This is a genomic window from Pedobacter sp. PF22-3, assembly GCF_026239555.1.
In the GTDB taxonomy this organism is placed as follows: Bacteria; Bacteroidota; Bacteroidia; order Sphingobacteriales; family Sphingobacteriaceae; genus Pedobacter.
Genome location: NZ_JAPIVP010000007.1, coordinates 102170 through 127963, shown reverse-complemented (window position 1 = coordinate 127963; position 25794 = coordinate 102170). Strand labels below are relative to the sequence as shown.

At 37.6% G+C, this 25794-nt stretch carries 21 protein-coding genes; 8 read left to right on the top strand and 13 right to left on the bottom strand.

Going from position 1 to position 25794, the window contains the following annotated elements:
- The first annotated feature begins 125 nt into the window (after window positions 1-125).
- Both OQX63_RS11170 and OQX63_RS11165 read left to right on the top strand, forming a co-directional pair.
- A complete protein-coding gene (locus tag OQX63_RS11170) occupies window positions 126-500 on the top strand; it encodes a hypothetical protein (protein WP_265850952.1) in 375 nt (124 codons plus the stop codon).
- Between the two features lie 20 nt (window positions 501-520).
- Window positions 521-1012 (top strand): type I restriction enzyme HsdR N-terminal domain-containing protein, encoded by a 492-nt coding sequence (locus tag OQX63_RS11165; RefSeq protein WP_090498473.1) that lies wholly within the window; start codon window positions 521-523, stop codon window positions 1010-1012.
- Between the two features lie 141 nt (window positions 1013-1153).
- Here the strand turns inward: OQX63_RS11165 and htpG are convergent, their stop codons facing one another.
- From htpG to OQX63_RS11110, 11 genes are all read right to left on the bottom strand, one after another.
- The gene (gene htpG, locus OQX63_RS11160) at window positions 1154-3040 is read right to left on the bottom strand and encodes a molecular chaperone HtpG (protein WP_265850951.1); all 1887 of its coding nucleotides are present in this window, start codon (window positions 3038-3040) and stop codon (window positions 1154-1156) included.
- A gap of 432 nt (window positions 3041-3472) precedes the next feature.
- Window positions 3473-4210, bottom strand: a complete 738-nt coding sequence (locus tag OQX63_RS11155; protein WP_265850950.1) for a DUF4241 domain-containing protein — start codon at window positions 4208-4210, stop codon at window positions 3473-3475.
- A gap of 107 nt (window positions 4211-4317) precedes the next feature.
- Window positions 4318-4710, bottom strand: coding sequence for a response regulator (locus tag OQX63_RS11150; RefSeq protein ID WP_090498477.1), 393 nt, complete (start codon window positions 4708-4710; stop codon window positions 4318-4320).
- Between the two features lie 107 nt (window positions 4711-4817).
- Window positions 4818-5681, bottom strand: a complete 864-nt coding sequence (locus OQX63_RS11145; RefSeq protein ID WP_265850949.1) for an N-acetylglucosamine kinase — start codon at window positions 5679-5681, stop codon at window positions 4818-4820.
- Window positions 5682-5762: 81 nt separating this feature from the next.
- Complete coding sequence (locus OQX63_RS11140) at window positions 5763-6170, bottom strand: hypothetical protein (protein WP_265850948.1); 408 nt, start codon at window positions 6168-6170, stop codon at window positions 5763-5765.
- A gap of 5 nt (window positions 6171-6175) precedes the next feature.
- A complete protein-coding gene (locus OQX63_RS11135; RefSeq protein ID WP_265850947.1) occupies window positions 6176-6592 on the bottom strand; it encodes a hypothetical protein in 417 nt (138 codons plus the stop codon).
- On the bottom strand, window positions 6558-7172 hold the full coding sequence (locus OQX63_RS11130) for a hypothetical protein (RefSeq protein WP_265850946.1): 615 nt from the start codon (window positions 7170-7172) through the stop codon (window positions 6558-6560). The genes OQX63_RS11135 and OQX63_RS11130 overlap by 35 nt, the downstream gene beginning before the upstream one ends.
- 69 nt (window positions 7173-7241) lie before the next feature.
- Window positions 7242-7370 carry a hypothetical protein gene (locus OQX63_RS11125; protein ID WP_265850945.1) on the bottom strand — a complete coding sequence of 43 codons (129 nt, stop codon included), beginning with the start codon at window positions 7368-7370 and terminating at the stop codon, window positions 7242-7244.
- A gap of 163 nt (window positions 7371-7533) precedes the next feature.
- Window positions 7534-8844: a TolC family protein gene (locus OQX63_RS11120; protein WP_265850944.1), complete on the bottom strand. Its 1311-nt coding sequence runs from the start codon at window positions 8842-8844 to the stop codon at window positions 7534-7536.
- Between the two features lies 1 nt (window position 8845).
- Window positions 8846-11956, bottom strand: coding sequence for an efflux RND transporter permease subunit (locus OQX63_RS11115; protein ID WP_265850943.1), 3111 nt, complete (start codon window positions 11954-11956; stop codon window positions 8846-8848).
- A 2-nt stretch (window positions 11957-11958) separates the two neighbouring features.
- Entirely contained in the window at window positions 11959-13056 is a 1098-nt protein-coding gene (locus tag OQX63_RS11110) for an efflux RND transporter periplasmic adaptor subunit (RefSeq protein ID WP_265850941.1), read from the bottom strand.
- Between the two features lie 392 nt (window positions 13057-13448).
- On the opposite strand from OQX63_RS11110, the gene OQX63_RS11105 reads away from it, so the two are divergent.
- Window positions 13449-15278 (top strand): M61 family metallopeptidase, encoded by a 1830-nt coding sequence (locus OQX63_RS11105; RefSeq protein ID WP_265850940.1) that lies wholly within the window; start codon window positions 13449-13451, stop codon window positions 15276-15278.
- A gap of 140 nt (window positions 15279-15418) precedes the next feature.
- On the opposite strand, the gene OQX63_RS11100 is transcribed toward OQX63_RS11105, so the two are convergent.
- Window positions 15419-15892: a hypothetical protein gene (locus OQX63_RS11100; protein WP_265850939.1), complete on the bottom strand. Its 474-nt coding sequence runs from the start codon at window positions 15890-15892 to the stop codon at window positions 15419-15421.
- A 264-nt stretch (window positions 15893-16156) separates the two neighbouring features.
- Between OQX63_RS11100 and OQX63_RS11095 the strand changes: the two genes are divergently transcribed.
- The 3 genes from OQX63_RS11095 to OQX63_RS11085 all read left to right on the top strand — a co-directional run bounded on the left by OQX63_RS11095 (window position 16157) and on the right by OQX63_RS11085 (window position 21303).
- Window positions 16157-17932 (top strand): AMP-dependent synthetase/ligase, encoded by a 1776-nt coding sequence (locus OQX63_RS11095; protein ID WP_265850938.1) that lies wholly within the window; start codon window positions 16157-16159, stop codon window positions 17930-17932.
- Window positions 17904-19625: a gamma-glutamyltransferase gene (ggt, locus tag OQX63_RS11090; RefSeq protein ID WP_265850937.1), complete on the top strand. Its 1722-nt coding sequence runs from the start codon at window positions 17904-17906 to the stop codon at window positions 19623-19625. The genes OQX63_RS11095 and ggt overlap by 29 nt, the downstream gene beginning before the upstream one ends.
- A gap of 355 nt (window positions 19626-19980) precedes the next feature.
- Window positions 19981-21303, top strand: a complete 1323-nt coding sequence (locus OQX63_RS11085; RefSeq protein WP_265850936.1) for an OmpA family protein — start codon at window positions 19981-19983, stop codon at window positions 21301-21303.
- A gap of 449 nt (window positions 21304-21752) precedes the next feature.
- On the opposite strand, the gene OQX63_RS11080 is transcribed toward OQX63_RS11085, so the two are convergent.
- Window positions 21753-22730, bottom strand: coding sequence for a hypothetical protein (locus OQX63_RS11080; protein WP_265850935.1), 978 nt, complete (start codon window positions 22728-22730; stop codon window positions 21753-21755).
- Window positions 22731-22840: 110 nt separating this feature from the next.
- Here OQX63_RS11080 and OQX63_RS11075 point away from each other — a divergent pair, with 110 nt between their 5' ends.
- A complete protein-coding gene (locus OQX63_RS11075) occupies window positions 22841-23275 on the top strand; it encodes a MarR family winged helix-turn-helix transcriptional regulator (protein ID WP_090498498.1) in 435 nt (144 codons plus the stop codon).
- A 76-nt stretch (window positions 23276-23351) separates the two neighbouring features.
- A complete protein-coding gene (locus OQX63_RS11070) occupies window positions 23352-25757 on the top strand; it encodes a 3-hydroxyacyl-CoA dehydrogenase/enoyl-CoA hydratase family protein (RefSeq protein WP_265850934.1) in 2406 nt (801 codons plus the stop codon).
- Window positions 25758-25794 lie beyond the last annotated feature (37 nt).

Genomic DNA, 25794 nt, shown 5'->3' with positions numbered 1-25794 from the left:
TTTGTATAGCCTGTAGATAATATTAATATTAAAAACAGGCCATACAATACTGGGTTAGATTTTTTAAAATAAAACAAGAAATACCGAAAAGCAAAGAATATTCCCTACATCTACCAATCCTCCACATGAAAAACAACGAATACGAATATTTACTTAATAAAATCTACTACAAGGGGGTTCTGCAAAATCAAGGAATCAACTCAGATATGTATCAGAGAATGCAGAATGAATATAGCAATCTTAATGTACAGCAGCCTGTTAAAGGCCAGTTAGATGGCGAATATGCATTTAGGAAATCATTTTTAGTGGTGCGTAATTACGTTCAACAGGCTATAAAAGATGGAATGAAAAATTTTCAGTTTACGATGCAGGCAGATGATATCAACAAATTAACTTATATGGTTGATATGTTGAACAGAAACTTCTTTGATAAACAAAGTTTAGATCAGATTATAGCTACTGCAAATTCTGTATTTAACCAATATCATTTAAAAAATTAACTACCTAAATAGATAACAATATGGAATTGAAAGACGAAATCGGGCAATTTGCCGTAAGGATTAAGAAAATGCTTCCACAAGTTCAATCTGAGGATTTAACAAGGAATGCTTTAGTTATGCCTTTTATCCAAATCTTAGGCTTTGACCCCTCCGAGGTTCAATCTGAAGCTGTTCTAGACTTCGGAGTTAAAAAAAGTAAAAAAGTTGACTACACCATTATGAAAGATGGTGAACCAACAATTCTTGTTGAATGTAAACACCACAACGATAATTTAGATATTCACGATTCACGCCTATCTAAATATTTCCGTAAAACAAAGGCTAAATATGGTTTATTAACCAATGGTTTAGTATACCGTTTTTATACAGAGAAAATGGTGAGATCAAAGAAAAATCAAGAACCATTGTTCGAGTTTAAAATAACTGATACCAAAGCAGCTATCATTGCAAAAATGATCGAAGATCATAAAGATTACTTCAATGTAGATCAAAAGACTAATGTAGCCAGCTAAACATATTAATTTTAATCTAAAAGTTCCCAAAAATTCTCATCCAAAAGTCTTGATCTTATCAAGACTTTTTTTGTGCCCATCTAGTAAAGGAAAAGGGAGAAACCGATCCGGTTTCTCCCTTTAAGTAATAGGTTTTTTTGACTAAATTAATGCTACGCTTCTGCTTACAAAAGCCGTTAACTCTGCTCCGGTTAACATACCTTGTGCTAAAAGTGCTAAATCCACTGCTTGTTTAGCAAGATTTTGCTGCTCTTCTCCTTCAGCATTTAGAATTTTGCTTACCAATTTATGGTTTCCGTTAATGGCAACTTTATAATTGTCTGGCATTTGGCCATAAAAATTCATTCCACCACCCATTGCAGCCATATCTTTCATCCGGCGCATAAATTCATCCATCGTAATCGTAACCGGTAATTCCTCTGGGTGTAAAGCTACAATTTCTACATGCATGCCTGGTTTGGTAATAGCCTTTTCAAAAATTGCAGTCACTTCTTTTACCTGATCTTCGTTTAAAACATGCTCGTTCTGCTCATCTTTCTCAATTAATTTATCTGCAACACTAGAGTCAACACGTTTAATTGATGTTTTCTCTAATTTTTGCTCCAATTGATTAATAAAGTGATTGTCAATAGGAGAATCAAGCACTAAAACATCGTAATCCTTTTTATTGGCAGATTGGATAAAGGCATCTTGTTTTGCAGCATCATTAGTATATAAATACACTACATTTCCATTTTTATCTGTTTGTAAGGCTGTTACCTTTTCTTTGTATTCAGGAAGTGTATAAAGCTCATTTTTAGTGTTGCCTACCAAAGCAAAATCTTTCGCTTTATCGTAAAATTTCTCTTCGCTGATCATACCGTATTTAACAAAAAGACCAATGTCTTTCCATTTATCCTCATAGGCTTTACGGTCTTTAGCAAATAGCTCGCTTAATTTATCAGCAACTTTTTTAGTAATGTAGTTGTTGATTTTTTTAACATTGCTATCAGCCTGCAAGAAACTACGGGATACATTTAAAGGAATATCAGGAGAGTCAATTACACCATGCAATAACATCAAAAATTCAGGAACAATATCTTTAACCTCGTCGGTAATAAATACCTGGCGGGAGTATAATTTAATTTTGTTGCGTTGCATTTCGAAATCGTTTTTCAACTTAGGGAAATACAATACACCTGTTAAATTAAAAGGATAATCAACATTTAAGTGGATCCAGAATAATGGTTCTTCACTAAATGGATATAACTCACGGTAAAAGTTTAAGTAATCCTCATCTGACAAATCTGCAGGGGCTTTTGTCCAGATCGGGTTAGTGGTGTTGATAATGTTATCAACTTCAACATCGGTATACTTAGCTTTACCTTCTTCATCTACACCATCTTCAACCGATTCGGTTTTAGTACCAAATTTAATTGGAACCGGTAAAAATTTAGCATATTTATTTAAGATTTCCTGCAGTTTACTTTCTTCTAAAAACTCTTCCGAATCTTTGTTTACATGGAGGATAATATCAGTACCTCGGGTAGTTTTAGTGCCTTCTGTAATTTCAAATTCTGTACTTCCATCGCAAACCCAGCGTGCAGGTTCGGCACCGTCCTGGTACGATAAAGTTTGAATTTCAACCAAATCAGCAACCATAAATGCCGAATAGAAACCTAAACCAAATTTACCGATGATTTCGTTTGCATCTTTTGCATCTTTAAATTTCTCAACAAATTCACTTGCGCCAGAAAATGCAACCTGATTAATGTACTTTTTAATCTCTTCGGCCGTCATTCCCAAGCCATTATCGCTAATGGTAATGGTTTTGGCATCCTTATCAACCGCTACTTGTACCAATGGTGCACCAACTTCGCCATTAAATTGACCTAATGAACCCAGTCTTTTAATTTTTTGGACTGCATCTACTGCGTTAGACACCAACTCACGAAGAAAAATTTCGTTATCAGAGTATAAAAATTTCTTAATTATCGGGAAAATATTTTCGGTGTGTATAGAAATATTTCCTTTTTCCTGTATGCTCATATGTAAATAATTGTTTAATCTATATCTAGCATAACAAGGGTTGTTCCAAAAGGATTTGTTTGCCAAAATGACAGCCGCATGCATCGTCATTGCGAAGCCAATTCTTCATTGGCTTCGCAATCTAACTTGTAAATGATTTTCTTGTTATTGGAAGTTACCTGCTCTTGATTCCATGGTTTGTGTCTCACAGACCACTAGTTTGTTTTTATTATTACACAGTTTAAATAATAATTTGGAAAGCAAAGCCAGTATTTCTATTGGGTGTTAGTCACGCTGTACCTACGGCCGATTGAAGGATTGGGCATTCGTCCCATCCTTTAGGTTTAGATTAAGTAGTGCTGAGCCAGTGGGAAGGCCCCCCTTCATAGCGCCTATTCCGTGTCTGTGTTACTTGGCCTGCGCCTCTACAGACCAATATTGTGAATTGAAAAGTTATTCCTCCTCACCATAAGCCAATTCAATATCAATAAATTGGATAATTAGTGAGCACACATTGCCTTCAGCATCAAAACCATAATAAACAGGGTAGGTGCCATCACCAAAACCACTCTGGAAAAATGGAATATGATAATCTGTACCGGGGATTTTCCAGTTAATCCAGTCACCTGCTTCACGTTGATAAATTGGATTTTCGGTATAGTTAGCGGCAAAAAGCACCGCGAAATGATCATCGTATAGGTTTTTGCCTGGATTTTCGTTGTGAAATTTATCCTGGAAGGCACAGAAATGTTTTAGTGTTTCTTTATCGAGAACACAACCTAAACCCGCATCCACATTAAATCCGAAAAATTCACCTTCATTAAAATCAACAAGGTCTTCGGTTCCGATTAATGCTTCTTCAAAACGAATGGCATCATAAGCTGTAAACTGCACTTTAACGGCAGCATATCGCGCGCAATCTTCACCATCGGGAACCACAACAGCTGCAGTTACCGGGAATTCGCCAGTCGGCACCTTAATTAAATAAGGCTCAGCATCTTTTTGGATATATACCAACGGATCTCTAACCAGAATTTCTCCTGTAGGGATAGAAACACTTCCCAGTTCTAGTCGATCTATCTTTTTGCCAGCCACAGCTGTTTCTTCAAAATAATCGTTCAGGTTGTTAGGGCAAGTTAATAATGCACGTTTCTCATTCCAGGTTTTTAACCATTCATTACTTGGTATCATTATGATTAGATTTATTTGCTTTAGGGATAAATGTTATTTTCATGAAAATAAAGAAGCCAAGAAAATTTGAGGTTTTCTTGGCTAAGTATATTAATATCGGATTAAATTTAATTTAAAAGAAAACTTGGTTTATCTTCTTCAAGCGATAGGATTTTGGTAATCTTTTTAAGCAACACATCCATTTGGAATGGTTTTGATAAGAAATCATCCTGACCATAATTTAAGGTTGTAAAATCTTTTTGATCGTACAAGCCAGAAATAAGCAGAATAGGGATTTTAGAGGTGCTTTCAATTGATTTTAGCTGTTCGCATAATACACGGCCATCTATATGTCCGAGAGAAATGTCAAGTAAGATCAAATCAGGACTGAATTTTTCGATTCTGTTAAAAATTTCCTCACCATCATTTAGTGCCGAAACTTTAAACCCACCAATTTCCAGGATTAATTGTATGGTTTCTAAAACCTCAATATCATCATCTACTACCAATATTCTCTTCATATGTGTGTGCAATTATATGCTGTTAAATGTATAACAAAAGTTTGCGCGGATATGTTTACAATCTTAAGGATATTTTAACAAATTATTATGTGAATGTATATTTTGACTTAGCTGGCCTGCTGTATAATGCCTTCTTTATGTAAAATGAAATTAAACAATTCATCTATGGGCTTCTGTAAAATTTTGCCAGGCTCGATACCATTTTCACGCAATACCGAAATAAGTGCATCCTGATAATAATAGGCAATTGAGCCTACAAAATGGCAAGGTACATTTTTATGTTTGGGATAGTCTTTAACATTCGTATCCACAAATTCCTGAAAGCCTGTTCTTAATATTTCCTGAATAAAAGGGTGGTCTTTATGGCTGGCCATAAAACGGCTAAAGCCTGCCAGATAGATGTTGGGGAAAGGTTTCTGATAAATGTTGGTGATAATCTGTTCTTTTTCTGCCGGGAAAGATTTTTTAAATTCTGCCGCTAAGGTTGCCGGCATTTTATTGTACAGATAGCTTAGCAGCACTTTTTTTCCGAAGAAAGTTCCCGAGCCCTCATCACCGAGAACGTAACCCAGGCCATGGTGCCCATCATGGATTTTTTTCCCGTCAAAATAACAGATATTAGATCCGGTACCTAAAATACAGTTTAAACCCTCGGCGTTTCCACAAGTAGCATATACTGAGCCCAAAAGATCGTGATCTACCGAAATAAAAGCATTGCCAAAAACAGCTGATAAACCGTTTGAAACTACTTCATGTTTATCTGGAGAAGAACAACCTGCTCCAAAAAAGTAGATTTCTTTAACTTCATCGGCATATTCTAATAAGGATTCATTTTTAGAAATCAGCTTGGTAATTTCTTGTTCACTTAAGAAATAAGGGTTTATTCCGGGGGTATTAAATTTAATGGTTTCGCCATTATGATAACCCATCCAATCGGTTTTAGATGAGCCACTATCTGCAACAAGTATCATGGCCCTAAATATAAAAATTAATTATAGCATTTTATACTTGAAATAATTTAGTTACTTGTTAGAAGCGATAATTCTTATTGGCTAGGGTATGGCAATATCTCTTCCGGAATCTTTTATACAGCGAATAACATTTTTTATTTCACAATCAGTCAAAGTATCCATTCTAGCAGCTTTAAAAGTTCCATTTTTACTATACCAACCTTTATGTTTTTTAGTAAATACATAATTTATCAGTTTTAAGCTATCCATTGCGACTAAATCATTAAATGTAGCCCATCCTCGGTCATCTTTTTGTCCGGCAACGTAAGGTAAATGACAATTTTGACAGCCAAGATTCGAAACAATTTGGTGTGCATCATATCTGTAATATCTACAAGTATCCGTAGATATTTTGATCACATTTTTATCCCTCTTCTCTGTGTTTTTGCAATTGAAAAATAATAAGACAAATAAGCTACCTAAACTTAGCCTTATTGTATTTGAAATCATATTGTTTATTGGCCAGGCATAGGAATGTTTCTATTATAATCCTTGATATACCTGATGGCACTTTTTATTTCACAATCACTTAGAGTATCCATTCTTGATGTTTTAAATGCGCCCTTTTTACTATAGTCTCCTTTGTGCCTTTTTTTAAAGGCATAATTAATCAGTTTTAAGCTATCCATAGCAGACAATTCACTGAATGTCGGGATATTATTATCAAGTCTTTCGTCTGTTCTAACATGGCAATTATAGCAACTAAGATTAGATACAATTTGTTGGGCATCATATGCATAATATTTGCAGGTTTCATCAATTGATTTTTTTTTGACTACAGTGCTTTCGGTATTTTTTGATTCGTTTACACAAGCCAATATTAAAAATAATAACAAACTACCTAAACTTAGCTTTGTTGTACTTGAAGCCATTTGTTTTATCATTTAAAAAGGTCCTTAATAAATTTACTGTATTACGGTTTGCATTAGAATAGGAATATGAATTTTTTGTCATATCAATAATGTTTTTCATGATAAATTGCATCATATCCCCTTTTTCTAACTCAGATATTACCTGCCCAATATTATCACCCAAGTGGTACATTAGTCTATTATTTTTGTCACTATTTTCAATGTCACGCAAACCCAAAGTGTGAAAAAACTCATGAACACTTAAGTATCTATCTTTTTTCCAGTGATCATAGCTTACCACAGCTGGCCCACCAGTACCGTTAGTAAGCCCTGCGGAACTGTGTCGTCTACCATATTGATCAGTAAATTGATGACCAATACTATCAACAACAGCTAATACAAAATCATTCCCCTTTAACTGGTTTAACATATTAATCTGTTGTACATTAACCATAAAATTAAAGTTATAACGGATAGAATAAGTGTGATTCTTTCGTAAATTGAAAGATTTTTTTGCGTGATTATACTCAAAAAATATAACCCCGCTTTTATACCCACCACCCCGTAACTTATTCGAAATTACCTGCTGTGTAAAAGTCATTAAACTATTTAAATTGGGTGCACCATTGGTGGTTAAATCCAGCACCTTGAGGGTAATGGTAAAATCTCCTTAAAGGCTCAGTTCGCCACTGCCATTATCGCTGATGCGTAAATTTTTGGCTACTATGCCGCCAGATAAGGGCTGACTTTGCAATATTGCAAAACGCGATTTGAGTGTATTGATCAGACTGTTTTCCATTAGGCGATAGATAACAGTAATAAATTTAACGAATTTTTTAGTTAATTGCAAAAATTATGATAGCAATTTATGGATGTGATTAAGATGCGCTGTTAAGTTCGCCCACTACGAGGCTTTCGCAAGGACGGAGCCAGGAATAACCAATAACTTATGAACAAATAAACTACTTAGATAAATCTATATTCCCACTAATTGCCTTTAAGTTCGTTTCGGCTATTTTGGCCTGATACTGCATTTCGATGAAACGGTTTTGCGCATCAATGGCATTACGCTGTGCTTCTCTCAACTCTAACGGCGCTATACTGCCCAAGCGGTATTTTGCTAAAGTAATATCTAAATTCTCCTTCGCGATATCTACATTTCGCTGTTCTAATTTAACCAGATCGAGGTAAGTGCTGTAATTTTGATATGCCGTAAGCAATTGGGAGTTTACATCAAGTTTGGTTTTGCTTAAGGTTAAGTTCGAGTTTTCAATATCTATCCTGGCATTTCGCTCATTCTGTCTTTGTAAAAAACCATTAAATAAATTGATACTTGCCGTAACGCCATAGGTAAATCCATTGGCGGCAAATTTTTGGTTAAAGCCTGTTGGACTGGTACTGTTTGCCCTGCTGTAACCTGAGTTTAGGCTAACTGATGGATAGCGAGCCCCACGGATAGATTTTAAGTTTAAGGAAGCAATACGTTGATTAATAAACGCATTTTGTACATTGGGATTCTGCTGCTCGGCCATTTCGGCCATTTTACTATATAAGATGCCTTTATCTACATCAATATGACTATCTACAGAAAACGTTGTGCCAATATCGCGAACCATTAATTGGTTTAAACGAATTTTAGCTACTTGCAAGGCATTTTTAGTCTGCAGATAATTTGAAGTATCGGTATTGTAATCAACCTGTGCGGTTAATACATCCAGTTTAGAGCCACGGCCAAGCTGTAATTTTGTTTTGGCAATATTGGTACGTAAAACCGAAACATCCATGGCGCTATCGGCAGCAATAACCAGTTGTTGTTGCCTCACTACATCATAATAAGCGGTAATTACATCTGCAACGGTGGTTAAAATGCTTAAGCGGGAGTTTAATTCACCCTGCTTTTGCAGTTCTTTCAAACGGTCGTAATTGGCAAACATGGTAAAACCATCAAAAATGGTCCAGTTTAAATCGGCACCATAGCTGTTATTGGTACTTTTTGCCCCCGTAATTACCCGATCTGGGCCAGTTGCAGGCGTTTGACGGGTATTTTGGATACTTCCGCCATTGGTATAACTTCCCGTTAAACTGGGCAACATCCCCGCATTACCAATATTGGCATTGTTTTTTGCAATATCGATCTGGTTTTTGCTTATTTTGATGTCGTAATTCTGCTGTAAGGCAATGGTAATGGCTTCTTGCAGGCTTAACTTTTCTTGTGCAAAGCTCGAAAGTGATAAGCTTATCAGCAGGATGAATATTCTTAATTTCTTGCTCATCTTATTCTTCTGTATGTAAAGCTTCCTGTTCAAAACGATGGGCTTCTTTTAATTCTTTGTTTGGTTTATATGGTTTTGCCCAATAAGAGTAAATGGCTGGAATTACAAATAAGGTTAATACCAGTGAGAACAATGTTCCACCTACAATTACGGTTCCCATACTCATTCTACTTTTTGCAGCAGCACCCAATGCGAGCGCAATAGGCAAGGCACCAATGGCGATGGCCAAACTGGTCATTAAAATTGGGCGCAAACGCGAAACCGCAGCTTCCCTAATGGCTTCGGGAATAGGAATGCCTTTTTCTTTAAGCTGGTTGGCAAATTCTACAATTAAGATTCCATTTTTAGTTACCAATCCAATCAACATAATGGTACCAATCTGGCTAAAGATATTCCAGCTTTGGCCACATAACCAAAGTGATAAAAATGCACCGGCAACAGCCATTGGTACTGTCAAAATAATGATAATCGGATCTTTAAAACTTTCAAACTGTGCTGATAGAATTAAATAAACGAGGAGGAGGGCCAAACCGAACGCAAAAAAGGTGTTGGAAGAACTTTCCTTAAAATCCCGCGATTCTCCACTTAAATCGGTAGAGAAAGTCTCGTCCAATACTTTTTTTGAAATGGCATCCATTGCATCTATACCTTCGCCAATACTTTTCCCTGGTGCTAAACCTGCCGAAACGGTAGCGGCAATGAAACGGTTGTTTCTATACAGTTGTGGTGGACTACTTTCTTCTTTAGCAGTAACTACGTTGTCGAGCTGTACCAGTTCGCCTTTATCATTACGTACGTAGACCGAGCTCAAATCTAATGGATCTTTCCTATCGCCCCGATCAAACTGCCCAATTACCTGATACTGTTTCCCGTTCATAAAAAAGTACGAGAACCTTTGTCCGCTCAATCCCAAATTCAGGGTTTGGGCAATAGCTGAAATAGAAACGCCCAGATTTTTGGCTTTATCCCGGTCGATGGTTAGGTTAATTTCAGGTTTGTTAAATTTCAGGTTCACATCCGAAACCGTAAATGTAGGGTCTTTGGCCACTGCATCCATGAACAATGGGATTTTCTCGCGTAACTTTTCAAAATTCTGTGCCTGAATGATATAACTGATAGGTAAGCCACCACGGCGCCCAACAGAAATGGTAGGTTGCTGGTTCACAATGGTTTTACCTTCGGTATATTTTTTAGTTATCCGGGTAAGCATATCTGCAATATCCTTTTGCGAACGCTCACGCGTTTCCGGATCGGTCAAACCCATCCGTACAAAACCAGAGTTTACCGCACCAGAGCCACCAAAACTTGGAGAAGTGATGGTAATGTTTACATTTTTTTCTGGAACAGAATCAATTACCAACTGATTTAGCTTCATGATAAACTTATCCGTATAGGCATATGAGGCCCCTTCTGGTGTAGATACATTGATGTTGATGGCACTTCTATCATCATACGGGGCAGTCTCTTTCGGTAATATTTTCCAGAAGAGGAAAATAAGCCCCATACAAACCAATATAATCGGTACCGAAAGCCATCTTTTGGCTAAAAATTTATTCAGGTTTGATCCGTAGGAATCATTTAATTTCACAAAATAAGGTTCTGTCCAGTTGTAAAATCTGGATGGCTTGTGTCCACCCTTTTTCATCAGGTAGGCATTTAACATGGGTGTTAGGGTAAGTGATACAAAGGCTGATACCAATACTGCAGCACCAATTACTACACCGAACTCTCTAAACAAGCGTCCAACAAAACCCTGTAAGAAAATTACGGGTAAGAATACGGCCGCAAGGGTAATGGAAATCGAAATAACAGCGAAAAAGATTTCATTGGATCCTTTAATGGCGGCCTCAAATGGCGACATGCCTTCCTCAACCTTTTTAAAGATATTCTCGGTAACCACAATACCATCATCTACCACCAAACCCGTAGCCAGTACAATGGCCAATAAACTCAATACATTTATGGAGAAGCCAAAGGCATACATGATAAAAAATGTGAAAATCAAAGATACAGGGATATCGATCAATGGCCTGAAGGCGATGGCCCAATCTCTAAAAAAGAGGTATATGATTAAAATTACCAGTACCAGCGATAGGCCAATAGTTTCGGCCACTTCGGTTACCGAACGTTTAATGAAAAGGGTATTATCCAATGCCACTTTCAGTTTAATGTCTTGCGGGATATCGGCTTTTAACTTATCAAACCTTTTGTAAAATTCTTTACTGATATCGAGGTAATTGGCTCCCGGCTGGGGGATAATGGCAATAGCCACCATCGGTTTGCCCGATTCGCGCAGAATAGTTTCTTCGTTTTCTGGCCCTAAAACGGCAAAACCTACATCTTTGAGTTTTACTACCTGGTTGCTATCCGCTTTTAAGATCAAGTTGTTAAACTCACTTTCATTGGTGAGTTTTCCTAGGGTTTTAACTGTTAGTTCGGTGGTGGCTCCGGTAATTTTTCCAGATGGGAGTTCTACGTTTTCATTATCCAAGGCTGTTACAATATCCTGCGAGGTTAAGCCATAAGCACTTAACTTATTCGGATCCATCCAGATGCGCATGGCATATTTTCTTTGCCCCTGTATTTGCACACTACTTACCCCCGGAATGGTTTGGATGCGGTCGGCAATCACGTTTTCAGCAAAATCACTTAATTCAAGGGTATTGCGTTTATCACTCTGTATCGTCATTGATAAAATCGGATCGGAGTTGGCGTCGGCTTTACTTACTACCGGTAAACCGTCAATATCTTTAGGCAAAGTTCTGGCTGCCTGCGATACTTTATCACGTACATCATTTGCAGCCTCTTCTATATTTTTATCAAGGTTAAACTCAATGGTAATATTACTTGCGCCCTGGTTACTCGATGAAGAAATATTTCTGATCCCATCAATAGAATTGATTGATTTTTCTAAAGGTTCGGTAATTTGTGATTCAATAATATCTGCGTTGGCCCCAGGGTAAGAGGTTCTTACTGAAACTACCGTTGGATCAATTGATGGGTACTCGCGAACACCTAAAAAAGTGTAGCCGATTATCCCAAAAAGGACAATCAATAAGTTCATCACAATGGCCAGAACAGGCCTTTTTATACTCGTGGTTGAGATACTCATAATTATTCTTTAACCAAATGAACTTTAACCGGTGCATCTTTCTTTAAAGCCATGGATCCGGTAGTTAGTACCGTGTCGCCAGCTTTTAATCCTGATGTAATCACAATGTTTTCATCGGTACGTGTACCCGCTTCCACTTTAACTTCCTTTGCTTTGCCATCTTTTTGAATGTAAACAATTTTACCTTTTAAAACAGGGATAACGGCCTCATTAGGAATTAGGATAGCATTTTGAAGGGTATTTAATGCCAGTTTAATTTTGGCGAAAGAGCCTGGCAATAAAGCATTGTCTGCATTTGGTGCCAAAGCCCTAATTTGTAAGGTTCTGGTGGCGGCATTAATCCCGGGCTCTATCGCATAAACTTTCCCTTTATTCTGTTTTGAAGAGCCATCGGTAGTAAACATGATTTCTGAATTCACTTTAATCTGTCCTGCATATTTCTCCGGAACGGAGAATGTAACTTTAACCGGATTGGTGTTCACCAGGTTGGCAATTACCATGGAAGGCGTTAAATAAGTCCCGGTAGAAATGCTGCGTAAACCTACACGGCCAGTAAAAGGTGCGCGGATAGTGGTTTTCGCCAACTGCGCCCTAACCAATTGCGCCTGTGCCTGCAACGATTTTAGATCTGCAAGGGCGGTATCATATTCTTCCTGACTGATTGCCCCTTTTGCCAACAATTGTTTTGCCCGGTTCTCATTTGTGCCAGAAAGTTTTTGTTTAGTAAGTGCATCCTGTAATTGCGCCTGTATATCTCTATCATTTACTTTGACCAGCACACTTCCTTTTGACACCGTGGTGCCTTCCTGGAAATAAATTCCGGTAACCAATCCTGATACTTCACTTTTTAATACAACAGATTCGTTTGCATCAATGGCGCCGGTTATCTCCAGGTCGTTATCAAAAGATACTGGCTTTACTATAATTCCATCAACTACCAATGGAGCAGAAGAACTACCCTTACCACCGTCTTTACCTTTTCCAGCCCCTGCAGACGCGCCACCTTTTCCTTCGATTTTTTTATTTGCGTTAATTCTGTAATACACCAGGTAGGCCAGGCCTATAGCTAAAACAGCATAGATAATATATCTTTTCTTCATGTTTGTGATTTGTGTTTATGCGTATTCTAACATTAAAATAAAATTAACGCTTGAATTAGAGCATAAAAATATTCAAATAGTTTAGTCCTAAATTTGTTGTATTAAGGATGTTACAGCTTTCAGTTCGGAGTTGGCAGTTTCAGTTTGGAGTTGGTCATCATAAAAATTGAAACAATGGTTGGCTTTAAGGTTGGCGTTGACCAAAAGACTATGAACCATCAACTATGAGCCGATACGGCAGAACAACTATTTGCATCACCCACTTTTCGCCAGTTGCAAAACGCTAATCGCTTAACGCGAAATAAACAGAAACAACTATTTTACACCACATTTAGCTATTTTATATTAAAACTTAATCAATAAATCTAAATTTGCAGCAAAACACTGTAAATATGTTTAATAAAAAATCAATTTTAAGTTTAGTTTTACTACTAACGTGTATTATGGCAGCGAAGGCGCAGGTAAAAATAGGCTTTGAGGTTTCTTTTAAAGAGCCGCAGGCACATTATGCTGAAGTTCAGATGAATATTTCTGGCTTGGTAAAAGATTATGTAGATGTAAAAATGCCTGTTTGGACACCAGGTTCTTATTTGGTCCGCGAGTTTGAAAAAAGTGTAGAAGAATTTAAGGCTACAGCAGCGGGTAAGGCCGTAAAAGTTGAAAAAGTAAGGAAAAATACCTGGAGAATTTTTTCAGCCAAAGCGGCTGATATCCAGATCAATTACCGTGTTTATGCATTTGAAATTTCAGTACGTACACCATTTATCGACGAATCTCATGCTTTCTTATCTCCTACAGGAATTTTTATGCACCCTGATGGCATGATTAAATCGTCAAGTACGGTAAAAATTATTCCATTTAATACTTGGAGTAAGGTTTCTACAGGTTTAACTCCTATTGCCGGTAAGCAGTTTACGTATAAAGCTACCGATTTTGATATTCTTTACGATAGCCCTATTGAGGTGGGCAACCAGGATATTTTCGAATTTACTGCAGCAGGCGTTCGTCACGAAGTAGCCATGTATGGCGGCGGCAATTACGATAAAGAAAAGCTAAAAGTAGATATGGCCAAAATTGTAGAAAAGGAAACTGCAGTTTATGGCGAAAACCCTAACAAATATTACCTCTTTATTGTTCATAATTTCTTAAAAGGCGGCGGCGGTTTGGAACACTTGAATTCTACTACTTTAGGCGCTACAAGAAATGCTTACAATACAGAGGAAGGTTATAAAGGTTTTTTAAGTTTGGTTGCACATGAGTATCATCACCTGTGGAATGTGAAACGTTTGCGCCCTATTGCTTTAGGCCCATTTGATTACGATAACGAAAATTACACCACCAACCTTTGGGTTGCCGAAGGTTTTACGTCTTATTACGAGAACAAATATTTGCACCGTGCCGGGTTTACTGACGTGAACGAATTTTTGAAAGATTTAATAGGTGGTGTAGGCACAGTTTTAAATACCCCGGGTGCCAAATACCAGTCGGCAGCTTCTTCTAGTTACGACGCATGGATTATTGGCTACCGCCCTAATGAGAACTCAAAGAACAATTCAATCTCTTATTACAATAAGGGCGAAGTAATTGGCATTTTAATGGATCTCGAGATTATTAATGCGACCAAAGGTGCCAAAAGCCTCGATGATGTAATGAAAGCCATGTACCTGCAATGCAAAACTTTAAAGCGCGGTTATACCGATGCCGAGTTTAAAGCCATGGTGGAGAAAATATCCGGAATCAGTTTTACCAATTTCTGGACAAAATATGTTAACGGGGTAGATGATGTAGAATATGCAAAATACTTCGGTTATGCCGGCGTAAATGTTTCTTCCGAAAATGCAACTCCTGGTAAACCGGTTACAGGTGCTTCGGGACAATTAACCAATGAAGGTTTGATGATTACCTCTACTACACGAAATTCTGCAGCCTGGGTGAGTGGGTTAAACGTGAATGACCTCGTACTTAGTTTAGATGATACCTCATTAAGCGAAGCATTATCAACGGTAAGGTTAAAAAGCCCAATGATCTCATTAGATGTTATCCCATTGGTGGGTAAAAAGAACATTGGCGATGTGTTGAAACTTAAAGTAAGACGTGATGGATTAGAAAAAGAAATCTCTTTAACCCTGAAAGAGAATCCAAATGTACGCTTAAATGCAACTGTTAACGAAAATGCAACACCGGCGCAAAAAGCAGTATTAAAAAAATGGACCGGTATTTAGCCCGTAGTCTTAAGTCCTCAGTTTTGAGTCTATAGTCAAGGCACAAAAAATCCCGTAAGATTAATTTCTCACGGGATTTTTATGTTAATTGCTTTGCTGTATCAACGCCTTACGCTATGCGTTTGGCACTAAACGCTCTACTAGAAAGTAAATCTAACACCTAAACCAATATCTCCACCATAGAAATCTGTATCTGGAGTAATTCTTAAAGTTGGAATCCAATCTAAAGATAAATTGATTGGAGCACCTTTAAATTTGTAATCTAAACCAAGAACACCATTTGCACCCAAATAAACATCACCATCAAATCCTTTAACTTTTACAGAACCTATACTAGCACCACCTCCATAATACCAGTTTAATCCAGGGGCGCCACCAATTGGGTTGTAAACCTCATAAAGGCCAGTTAATTGTACATAGCTAACACCTCTGTTACTTCTAAAGTTTCCAATTAACTCTAACATGGCATTTTTGTTAAGGCCTGTTTTAAACGAAACACCATTGTAGCTACCAAAACGGCCACCAAGTGCATTTTTATAACTTTGTGCTTTTAAAGATGTTGTTGCAAGAGCGAATATTGCTGTACAACATAGAATGGTAAATAATTTTTTCATAATTTAAATATTTATAATGTTTTTCTAATTGTTATCTGCCTAACAACTTTAATGCCGTTTATGTTTTTTTGGTAAAAATTCTCACAAGATAAAAAACAATGCTTGCATAGTAATTTTGTAATCGCTAAGTTTATTAAAATATTTTTAACGAAAATTAAATACCGCGTTTTACATACTTTGAGGTGCTATTTTCATTAAAAAAGCATAATAGGTGGCAATCTTTATGTTTGATTTTTTAACTTAACCAAATAATATACAATTCATATGGCGGCAGAAATTAAACGGGTTTTTGATCTTTTGAAATACAGCCTCGAAAATCCTAAGCAGGAATTCATCAGCGGGAAAATTAACGGAAAATGGATAAATTATAGTACAGTAGATTTTTGTAATGCTGTAGATAACCTAAGCCGTGGATTGATTAAACAAGGTGTTGGCAAAGGTGGCAGGGTTGCTGTAATGTCACATAACCGACCTGAATGGAATATTGCCGATTTTGCTGCCAACCAGATCGGGGCTTATCAGATTCCCTTATATCCAACTTTAGCAGAGCACGACATTCAATTTATCTTAAAAGATGCAGAAATCACCATGATTTTTGTAGCCGATGAAGAATTGTATAAAAAAATTAAACCTTGTGCAGATGCTGTAAACGCGGATATTAAGATTTATAGCTTTAATGAAATTACAGCAGCCGAAAACTGGAATACTTTAATTGAACTGGGTAAAGCAAGCACCGATATTAATCTGGAAGAATATCGAGCAAAAGTAGGACCTGAAGATATTTTGACTTTGATTTATACCTCTGGCACAACAGGAACGCCTAAAGGGGTAATGTTAACGCATAATAACTTAGTTGCAAATTTTGTAAATTCAGCTGTAGTTATACCCGAAGGTGTTAAAAAAGGTTTAAGTTTTCTGCCTTTATCGCACATTTTCGAGCGGATGATCATTTATTTATATCTGTTTAATCACACCGGAATTTATTATGCAGAAAGTATGGAAACTATTGTTGCCGATATTCAGCATGTAAAACCCAATGTATTTTCTACTGTTCCAAGGCTTCTTGAAAAAGTTTACGATAAGATCATGGAGAAAGGGAAAGCACTAACAGGGGTTAAAAAAGGAATTTTCTTCTGGTCGGTAGCTCTGGCCGAAAAATATACCATTGATGCAGGTGCGTGGTATAACTTCAAACTGGGGATTGCCCGTAAGCTGGTTTTCAAGAAATGGCAGGAAGCTTTAGGCGGTGAAATTGTGGTGATCGTATCTGGCGGAGCAGCGTTAAATCCGCGATTGGCCAGAATTTTCTGGGCAGCTGGTATGCCTGTTTTCGAGGGGTATGGACTAACGGAAACCTCGCCAGTAATTACGGTTAATCATTTCGGTGGAACCATGTTCGGTACCGTTGGTGAGGTAATTAAAGGTGTTGAAGTTAAAATAGCGCCAGATGGTGAAGTATTAACCCGAGGGCACCAGGTAATGAAAGGTTATTACAACCGGCCTGACTTAACCCAGGAAGCGGTAGATCAGGAAGGATGGTTCCATACAGGCGATATTGGTGAATTGGTTGACGGCCGCTTTTTAAAAATCACTGACCGTAAAAAAGAGATGTTTAAAACAGCAGGCGGTAAATATGTTGCCCCGCAAATGCTGGAGAATAAATATAAAGAATCGATTTTTATTGAACAGATTATGGTTTTGGGCGAAAATAGAAAATTCCCTTCTGCACTGATTGTTCCAAATTTCGAAACCTTAAAAACCTGGGCAGGCAGAAAAGGCATTACTTTTAACTCAAACGAAGAAATGATTAAGAATGAGCAGGTGCTCACTAAATATAACGAGGTTATCGAAGCTGCAAATGTGGGTTTTGGAAAATGGGAGCAGGTGAAAAGATTTGCACTTTTGCCTAAAGAATGGAGCATAGATGGCGGCGAACTTACCCCGAAACTGAGTTTGAAAAGAAAAGTGATCACCGAAAAAAACAATGAAATAATCGAAAAAATCTATCGGGATGCAGAAAACTATAAAGCCCCTCAATAACTTTAAAAAATCGTTAGTATACCTAAGTGTTGTCTTATCATTGGCAGGTTGTGTAACCGGGCAATTGGGTAAAAACAGCAGTGGCGAGTATAAAAACGGCATGGTGGTTTCGGCCCATCCGGAAGCATCGCAGGTAGGTATAGCTATTTTAAAAAAGGGAGGAAATGCAGTTGATGCGGCTGTTGCTGTTCAGTTTGCACTGGCTGTGGTTTACCCTAATGCAGGCAATATTGGTGGTGGCGGTTTTATGGTTTACCGCGGTGCAAACGGCGAAATAAATGCATTAGATTTTAGAGAAAAAGCAGCTGCAGCGGCAAGCAGAGATATGTATCTCGATTCGGCCGGAAATCCAATTGTAGATAAAAGCCTTTATGGTCATTTAGCTGCGGGCGTGCCCGGCTCAGTAGATGGTATGGTAGAGGCGCATAAAAAATATGGAAAGCTTTCCTGGGCGCAGGTATTGCAGCCCGCAATAGACCTGGCCCAATTTGGTTTTAAAATTACCAAAAGGCAAGCTGGTGAATTGAATGGTTTACATAGAAAATTTATGGAGTTTAATCCGAACGGGACGGCTTTCGTAAATTTAGAAAGTACCTGGCAGGAAAATGATGTGCTGGTTCAAAAAGAATTGGCCAATACCTTAAAACTGATCCAGGAGAAAGGTAGGACAGGTTTTTACGAAGGCGCTGTGGCTGATTCGCTTGTAGCCGAAATGCAACGTGGAAAAGGACTGATTACAAAAGAAGATTTAAAAAATTATCATGCCATTTGGCGTAAACCCATAACGGGTAATTACAGGGGCTATAAAGTTATTACCATGCCGCCAACTTCCAGCGGAGGTATTGCCCTGATTCAATTGCTTCAGTCAGTAGAACCTTATCCATTAAAAAAATGGGGGCATAATGCTGATTCAACCGTGCAGGTGATGGTAGAAGCTGAAAGAAGAGTATATGCTGATCGTGCAACGCACTTAGGCGATCCTGATTTTTATGCCGTTCCACAACAACAATTATTGGATGCAGCCTATAGTAAAAACCGGATGGCAAACTTTAGCTGGGATGCTGCAACCCCAAGTAGTGCTATTTTGGCTGGCGATATAAAAGGGGCCGAACATGAAGAGACTACACATTTCTCTATTGTAGACCGAGATGGAAATGCTGTTTCCATTACCACTACGTTAAATGGTTCTTACGGATCGTTAGTGGCTGTAAAAGGAGCAGGTTTTTTACTTAACAACGAAATGGACGATTTTTCGGTTAAGCCCGGTGCACCAAATATGTATGGTTTGGTTGGTGGAGAAGCTAATGCCATCGCACCGAATAAAAGAATGTTAAGCTCTATGACACCAAGCATTGTAGAGAAAGATGGGAAATTATTTATGGTGGTAGGCACACCAGGCGGCTCAACCATCATTACTTCTGTATTCCAAACCATCATCAATGTGATCGATTTTGATATGTCTATGCAGTCGGCCGTTGCGGCTAAAAAGTTTCATCACCAATGGTTGCCGGATGAGGTTTATTTAGAAAAAGATGCCATTGATAGCTTATCAGCCGCAAAATTAAAGGCAAAAGGTTATAAAATCCTACAAAGAGGCCCAATAGGTAGGGTTGATGCCATTTTAAGAACAAAATGGGGTAATTATCAGGGAGGTGCCGATCCGAGAGGAGATGATAAAGCCATCGGCTGGTAATCATTTATTCATCTATCTGATTGTTCATTGTATCAAATTGGCTACAGGTTAGGTGGATCAAAGTTTAATGCATTGTACAAAGAACCTTAATAAATTGATAAAACAGCTAATATAAGTTTCCATAATTGCATCCGGAGGGATATTGAGGTTTGAAGTAGTGATTTATTATAGCAAATTAATAAATACCGGCAGATTGATGCATTGCGGTTAATACGCTAAAACGGTTTGTTTAGTTTAAAAGCTTGCATCACCAGTAACTAGTGTTGAAAAGTGGATAAGTATTTTTGCCTGACTTTATTTTTGGTATGGCTATTGTAAAGGTTGTGAAACGCTATTCAACGTTAAACAGAAAATTATGAAACTACAATTATCTAAAGCCCTACCAGTTGCACTAGCTGGTTTATTAATCGGGTCAGTTGCTTCAGCTCAGGAAAGTCCGGCAGCCTCAACTACAACATTAAGAACATGGTCTATTGGTGTAAACGCTGGTGTAATAACTCCACTTTCACCACTGGGCGGAAAAAATGATTTCAGTAATAACAAATCAAGTTTAGGTTATGGCCTTTACATTAAAAAACAATTTACACCTTACTTCTCTCTTCGTTTAGATGGAGTTCGTGGTAAATTAAAAGGCGATAATAGCGAGCCGTATGAAAGCGGTTTGGTAAACAACTCTCCTGTAAAATCTTTTGATACAGATTTATCTTATTCAGGAACTTTAAATGCTGTGGTAAACATGTTCAATATCGATATGTTTAAAAAAGAAAATGCTTTGCAGCTTTATGCTTCTGCAGGAGCGGGTATTGCAGCTTATAAACCAACTATCACTACAGCAGCAGGAACTTCAACATTTGGCAATGGCGATAACATCCACGAACTAATTATCCCTGTAGGTTTAGGTGCTAAATTTAAAATTTCCGATGCGGTTAACTTCGATTTGGGTTGGACCATCAACTTTGTTGACGGTGATAACTTAGATGGTTATTACAAAAATGGAAATGATAAATACAACTATGCTTATGCTGGTTTAGAGTTTGCTTTAGGTAGCGGAAAACAATTGGCTTTCCACAATCCGGTAGCATTAACTTATGATGAAGCCCTAAAAGCAAAACAAACTGCCGAAGGTTTGAGATCTGAATTAAATGCTCAAAAAGCTGATAATGCAAAATTACGTTCAGAACTTAACGATGTGTTGAAAGATACAGATGGTGATGGTGTTGCTGATAAATTGGATAAATGTCCTGATACACCAGCAGGTACTGTTGTTGATGGTGCAGGATGTCCGTTAAAAACGCCTGAAAAAGTTGTAGAAAAAGTAATCGTAACAGAAGAAGATCGTAAAGTAGTTAATGAAGCGATTAAAAACTTAGAGTTCGATTTAGGTAAAGCTACCATCCGTTCTAAATCTTATGCTTCATTAAATAGAGTTGCAGCATTATTGATTCAGAAAAACTTTAGCTTAAAATTAGCTGGTCACACAGATAATACAGGTTCAAAAGAATTAAACTTACGTTTATCAAAAGAAAGAGCAGAATCTGTTAAAGCGTATTTGGTTTCTCAAGGTGCCAACGCATCACGTATCGAAGCTACAGGTTACGGTATGGGTCAGCCAATTGCCTCTAATAAAACAGCAGCAGGTCGTCAACAAAACCGTCGTGTAGAGTTTACACTTTACTAGTCTGTTTTAATTATATTAGTAAAAAGTCCCGATGAAAATCGGGACTTTTTTTGTTTAGGAGGTTTTAATTTATAACGACAGGCTGATTTTGCTTAGTATTCATAAAAACGAATTTGTCATCCTTGAAGGTTAATTAATTGTTTAAAACCAATATTACAGACAGATCTTTTTGGCAAATGGTAGGCTGCGCGAGATCGTCATTCCCAACTTGATTGGGAATCTTAATGCAAGCGCTTTAAGATTGCTACGCTGAGCACTTCGTGGTTCCCGCATTCGCGAGAATGACGGGCGATGTATTAATAGATTCTGTCTATGGTAGCATAGTGAAGGATCTTTGTTGTCAGACTTTGTGAAATGACCTTATGTGATTGTAAAACTAGTAGCTCTTCCGTCAGTGATTCTTCACTGCGTTGAGAATGACAGCACAATAGATATTATTTGAACTCAACTTATTTAAGCGAAACAATCACTTTTTTAATCTCACTTAAATCGTTCATTTCAAAATTCGGCGATTGGGGGTAGAAGCGTTGATAAATAATTTTATCATCCTTGCTGTCATACACGCTTATTATTTTGTCGTTAGACCGTTGCGTGTAAACTACGTATTTAACAGGGGCAGTTTTATTCAGTATTAAACTATCCAGCGCTTCGTACGATACGAATTTAAGTTTGTAATTGTAAGGTTCGGCAATAATTCCTGATGGAGGTAAAAGTGCTAATCTTGAAGAAAAAACTTGCTTAATGTATTCGGGTATGTAAAGCGTTTCCTTTGCCAGTTCTGGTAAGCGTATCTTATTGTAAAATTGATAATCTATGTTACAGTTTTGATTGGTGAGTAATCCATCATTAATCTGTTTCAGATAACCCGTTAAAAAGCCTGGCGACCAGTTAAAGAAACTAGATTTGTTATATAAATAGGATAAAATATTATTTTTTATACTTCTTTTGGTGCCGTATTGTTGATCCTGTCTTTCAATCAGCAGATTGGTGGTTGCATCAGCAAAAATCGCAACTGTTGCCAATATGCTTTCTTCTTTTACCTTGGGCTTTTTTGATGGGGTTAATAATTTTAATGCATAAATAATATTTACGTTGGTTGTGCTATCGGTTTTCTCGGTATAAGTGTCGAAATAAAAAACAGAATAGTTGGCAAGCGTATCATAACGGGCAAGCTCTTCGGGCTTAATGATCTTATAGGGTGTAATTGTCCAGTTTTTTTTAATGGCCAGATCAAATTTTTTCAGCTCAGCATAATCTGAATACTGAAAAGTAAATAAGGTAGTTGTTTTTTTGAAAATCTCTAGTTTTTGACTGTTTAAGAGAGATTCTCCGAAATAAGAAACCTGACTTTGGCAAATGGTAGCCCATAAAATAAAGAAACTAAACAAGAGTATTTGTTTCACTTTATACATATTACGTGTTTTCATTTTGTGTATGACTATGATAAGAAAAATTTAACAAATATTTTAAATTTTTCTATTGCATTAACAAAATACATTCATTAGCTTTGTTATGCAAGCATAATAAATTAGTGAAAATGAAACAACAACAAACCATAGATTACCATGTAAAGTTTGCCTGGCAAAATATGTTTAATAAGTATAATCAGATGGCATCCAGTTTCGGGATTACCCAGGCTATTGGTTACATGCTTATTAATATAGATGATGTTGAGGGGACTGCGGTTTCAAATTTAGCGGGCTTGCTTGGAGTTAAAGCAACCAGTTTATCGCGAATGTTAAATAACATGGAAGAGGCTAACCTTATTTTCCGCGAAACATCAGTAGGCGATAAGCGTTCGGTAAAGGTTTTTCTAACTGACTTTGGTAAAGAGAAAAAACAGTTGGCCAAGGGAGTTGTTCGGAAATTCAATGAATATCTCGATGAGCATTTCTCGAAAAAGGAAAAAGAGACTTTTATTAACCTGCTAATCAAACTAAATGATATTACAGTAGCCTATACTGTAGATTAATAAATATAATAATCAAACCTGTTTGGTAGGTAAATCATAAAACATTTCTATCAGACAAATGAAAAGCAAATAGATAATGAAACGAAGCATTAATAAAGTTGCAGTTTTAGGGTCGGGTATTATGGGGTCGCGTATTGCATGCCACTTTGCCAATATTGGTGTTGAGGTATTGTTGTTGGATATCGCGCCAAAAGAACTCAGCCCCGAGGAGCAAGCAAAAGGGTTAGCATTGGATAACCCCCATGTAAAAAACCGGATTGTGAATACTGCTTTGCAAACGGCTGTGAAAACAAATCCATCTCCCGTTTATACGAAAAAAGCATTAAATAAGATCAAAACCGGAAACTTCGATGATGATATGGCGAAAATTGCCGGTTACGATTGGGTAATTGAAGTGGTTGTTGAAAATCTTGATATCAAGAAAAAAGTTTTCGAACAGGTAGAGCAATTCCGTAAACCAGGTACTTTAATTACATCAAATACTTCTGGTATTCCTATTCATTTAATGGCTGAGGGAAGAAGCGAAGATTTCAAATCGCATTTCTGTGGAACACATTTTTTCAATCCACCGCGTTATTTAAAATTATTGGAAGTTATTCCTACACCATATACAAAGCCTGAAATCGTTGATTTTCTGATGCATTATGGTGATAAGTTTTTAGGGAAAACAACCGTTTTATGTAAAGATACTCCAGCTTTTATCGCCAACAGGGTAGGTGTTTATTCGATTATGGCACTTTTGCATTTGGTCGAAAAATTGGATTTAACAGTAGAGGAAGTTGATAAATTTACAGGACCAGCATTGGGTAGGCCAAAATCGGCTACTTTCCGCACTTCGGATGTTGTAGGGTTGGATACCATGATCAAGGTGGCTAAAGGGCTTTATGATAACTGCCCTGATGATAAAGCACACGATTTGTTTAAACTTCCTGCATACGTGCAAAAAATGGAAGAGAACAAATGGCTTGGTGATAAAACGAAACAAGGTTTCTATAAAAAAACCAAATCTGCTGACGGTAAAACCGAAATCCTGGCTTTAGATTTAAAAACCCTTGAATATAAACCTCAGCAAAAAGTAAAATCGGCGACTTTAGAAATGACCAAGCCAGTAGAGAACCTTCGTGAGCGTATGAAGATTTTTGCCAAGGGAAAAGATAAGGCAGGCGAACTGTTCCGCCATTCCTCTTTTGGTTTATTTGAATATGTATCAGATCGGATCCCTGAAATTTCTGATGAATTGTATCGTATTGACGACGCCATGAGGGCAGGTTTTGGCTGGGAACTCGGCCCCTTCGAATTGTGGGATGCCGTTGGCGTAAAGGAAAGTATCGAAGGAATGGAGCAATATGGTAATAAAGCCGCAGCTTGGGTTCAAGAAATGCTGGATGCCGGAAATACTTCATTCTATAAAGTAGAGAACGGTATTAAAAAATATTACGATATCCCTTCTAAAAGTTATAAAGCTTTACCTGGAACAGATGAGTTTATCATTCTGGATAACCTTCGCGAAAATAAAACGCTTTGGAAAAATTCCGGGGTCTCCATTATCGATCTGGGTGATGGCATTCTGAATGTAGAATTCCATACCAAAATGAATACCATTGGCGGTGATGTAATTTCAGGAATCAATAAAGCCATTGATATGGCCGAGAAAGATTACCGTGGTTTGGTAATTGGTAATGACGGTGCAAATTTTTCTGCTGGTGCTAATGTAGGGATGATTTTTATGATGGCGGTAGAGCAGGAATGGGATGAGTTGAACATGGCAATCAGAATGTTCCAGAATACATCAATGCGCATCCGTTATTCCTCTATTCCGGTTGTGGTAGCCCCACATAACTTAACCTTAGGTGGAGGTTGCGAGTTCAGTTTACATGCCGATCATGTCCAGCTTTCTGCCGAAACCTATATGGGCCTAGTAGAATTTGGTGTAGGGGTAATTCCTGGTGGTGGTGGTACCAAAGAGTTTGCTTTGCGTGCTTCTGATGAATTTAAAGACGATCAGATTGTGCAGAATGCATTAAAAGATCGTTTCCTAACCATTGGTATGGCCAAGGTTTCCACTTCAGGTTACGAAGCTTATGAATTGGGTTATCTCCAAAAAGATAAATTCTCGATCTCGATGAACCGCAACCGTTTATTGGCCGATGCAAAAGCTAAAGCGATTGAACTTGCCGATGCTGGTTATACGAAACCCGTACAACGGAATGATATTAAAGTATTAGGAAAGCAAGGTTTGGGGATTGTGTATGCCGGTGCAAATAGCATGTATGCCGGGCATTTCATTTCAGAGCACGATAAAAAAATCTCTGAGAAGTTAGGGTATGTCATGTGTGGTGGTGATTTATCTGTGCCAACAGAAGTAAGTGAGCAATATTTGCTGGATCTGGAAAGAGAAGCCTTTTTATCACTTGCGGGTGAGCGGAAATCGTTAGAACGGATTCAGAGTATCATTACTAAAGGAAAACCGTTGAGGAATTAGTAGGATTTGTGCAGGTCGTCACCCTGAATTTATTTCA

Excerpts from the sequence above, each read along its gene's own strand:
- OQX63_RS11075 (WP_090498498.1), top strand. The coding sequence starts at position 22,841 with ATGAAACAACAACAAACCATAGATTACCATGTAAAGTTTGCCTGGCAA.
- OQX63_RS11100 (WP_265850939.1), bottom strand. The coding sequence starts at position 15,892 with ATGAAAAAATTATTTACCATTCTATGTTGTACAGCAATATTCGCTCTT.
- OQX63_RS11115 (WP_265850943.1), bottom strand. The coding sequence starts at position 11,956 with ATGAGTATCTCAACCACGAGTATAAAAAGGCCTGTTCTGGCCATTGTG.
- OQX63_RS11085 (WP_265850936.1), top strand. The coding sequence starts at position 19,981 with ATGAAACTACAATTATCTAAAGCCCTACCAGTTGCACTAGCTGGTTTA.
- OQX63_RS11145 (WP_265850949.1), bottom strand. The coding sequence starts at position 5,681 with ATGATACTTGTTGCAGATAGTGGCTCATCTAAAACCGATTGGATGGGT.
- OQX63_RS11120 (WP_265850944.1), bottom strand. The coding sequence starts at position 8,844 with ATGAGCAAGAAATTAAGAATATTCATCCTGCTGATAAGCTTATCACTT.
- ggt (WP_265850937.1), top strand. The coding sequence starts at position 17,904 with ATGCAGAAAACTATAAAGCCCCTCAATAACTTTAAAAAATCGTTAGTA.
- OQX63_RS11170 (WP_265850952.1), top strand. The coding sequence starts at position 126 with ATGAAAAACAACGAATACGAATATTTACTTAATAAAATCTACTACAAG.
- OQX63_RS11105 (WP_265850940.1), top strand. The coding sequence starts at position 13,449 with ATGTTTAATAAAAAATCAATTTTAAGTTTAGTTTTACTACTAACGTGT.
- OQX63_RS11150 (WP_090498477.1), bottom strand. The coding sequence starts at position 4,710 with ATGAAGAGAATATTGGTAGTAGATGATGATATTGAGGTTTTAGAAACC.
- OQX63_RS11095 (WP_265850938.1), top strand. The coding sequence starts at position 16,157 with ATGGCGGCAGAAATTAAACGGGTTTTTGATCTTTTGAAATACAGCCTC.
- OQX63_RS11155 (WP_265850950.1), bottom strand. The coding sequence starts at position 4,210 with ATGATACCAAGTAATGAATGGTTAAAAACCTGGAATGAGAAACGTGCA.
- OQX63_RS11140 (WP_265850948.1), bottom strand. The coding sequence starts at position 6,170 with ATGATTTCAAATACAATAAGGCTAAGTTTAGGTAGCTTATTTGTCTTA.
- OQX63_RS11165 (WP_090498473.1), top strand. The coding sequence starts at position 521 with ATGGAATTGAAAGACGAAATCGGGCAATTTGCCGTAAGGATTAAGAAA.
- htpG (WP_265850951.1), bottom strand. The coding sequence starts at position 3,040 with ATGAGCATACAGGAAAAAGGAAATATTTCTATACACACCGAAAATATT.
- OQX63_RS11110 (WP_265850941.1), bottom strand. The coding sequence starts at position 13,056 with ATGAAGAAAAGATATATTATCTATGCTGTTTTAGCTATAGGCCTGGCC.
- OQX63_RS11125 (WP_265850945.1), bottom strand. The coding sequence starts at position 7,370 with ATGGAAAACAGTCTGATCAATACACTCAAATCGCGTTTTGCAATATTG.
- OQX63_RS11135 (WP_265850947.1), bottom strand. The coding sequence starts at position 6,592 with ATGGCTTCAAGTACAACAAAGCTAAGTTTAGGTAGTTTGTTATTATTT.
- OQX63_RS11070 (WP_265850934.1), top strand. The coding sequence starts at position 23,352 with ATGAAACGAAGCATTAATAAAGTTGCAGTTTTAGGGTCGGGTATTATG.
- OQX63_RS11080 (WP_265850935.1), bottom strand. The coding sequence starts at position 22,730 with ATGAAAACACGTAATATGTATAAAGTGAAACAAATACTCTTGTTTAGT.
- OQX63_RS11130 (WP_265850946.1), bottom strand. The coding sequence starts at position 7,172 with ATGACTTTTACACAGCAGGTAATTTCGAATAAGTTACGGGGTGGTGGG.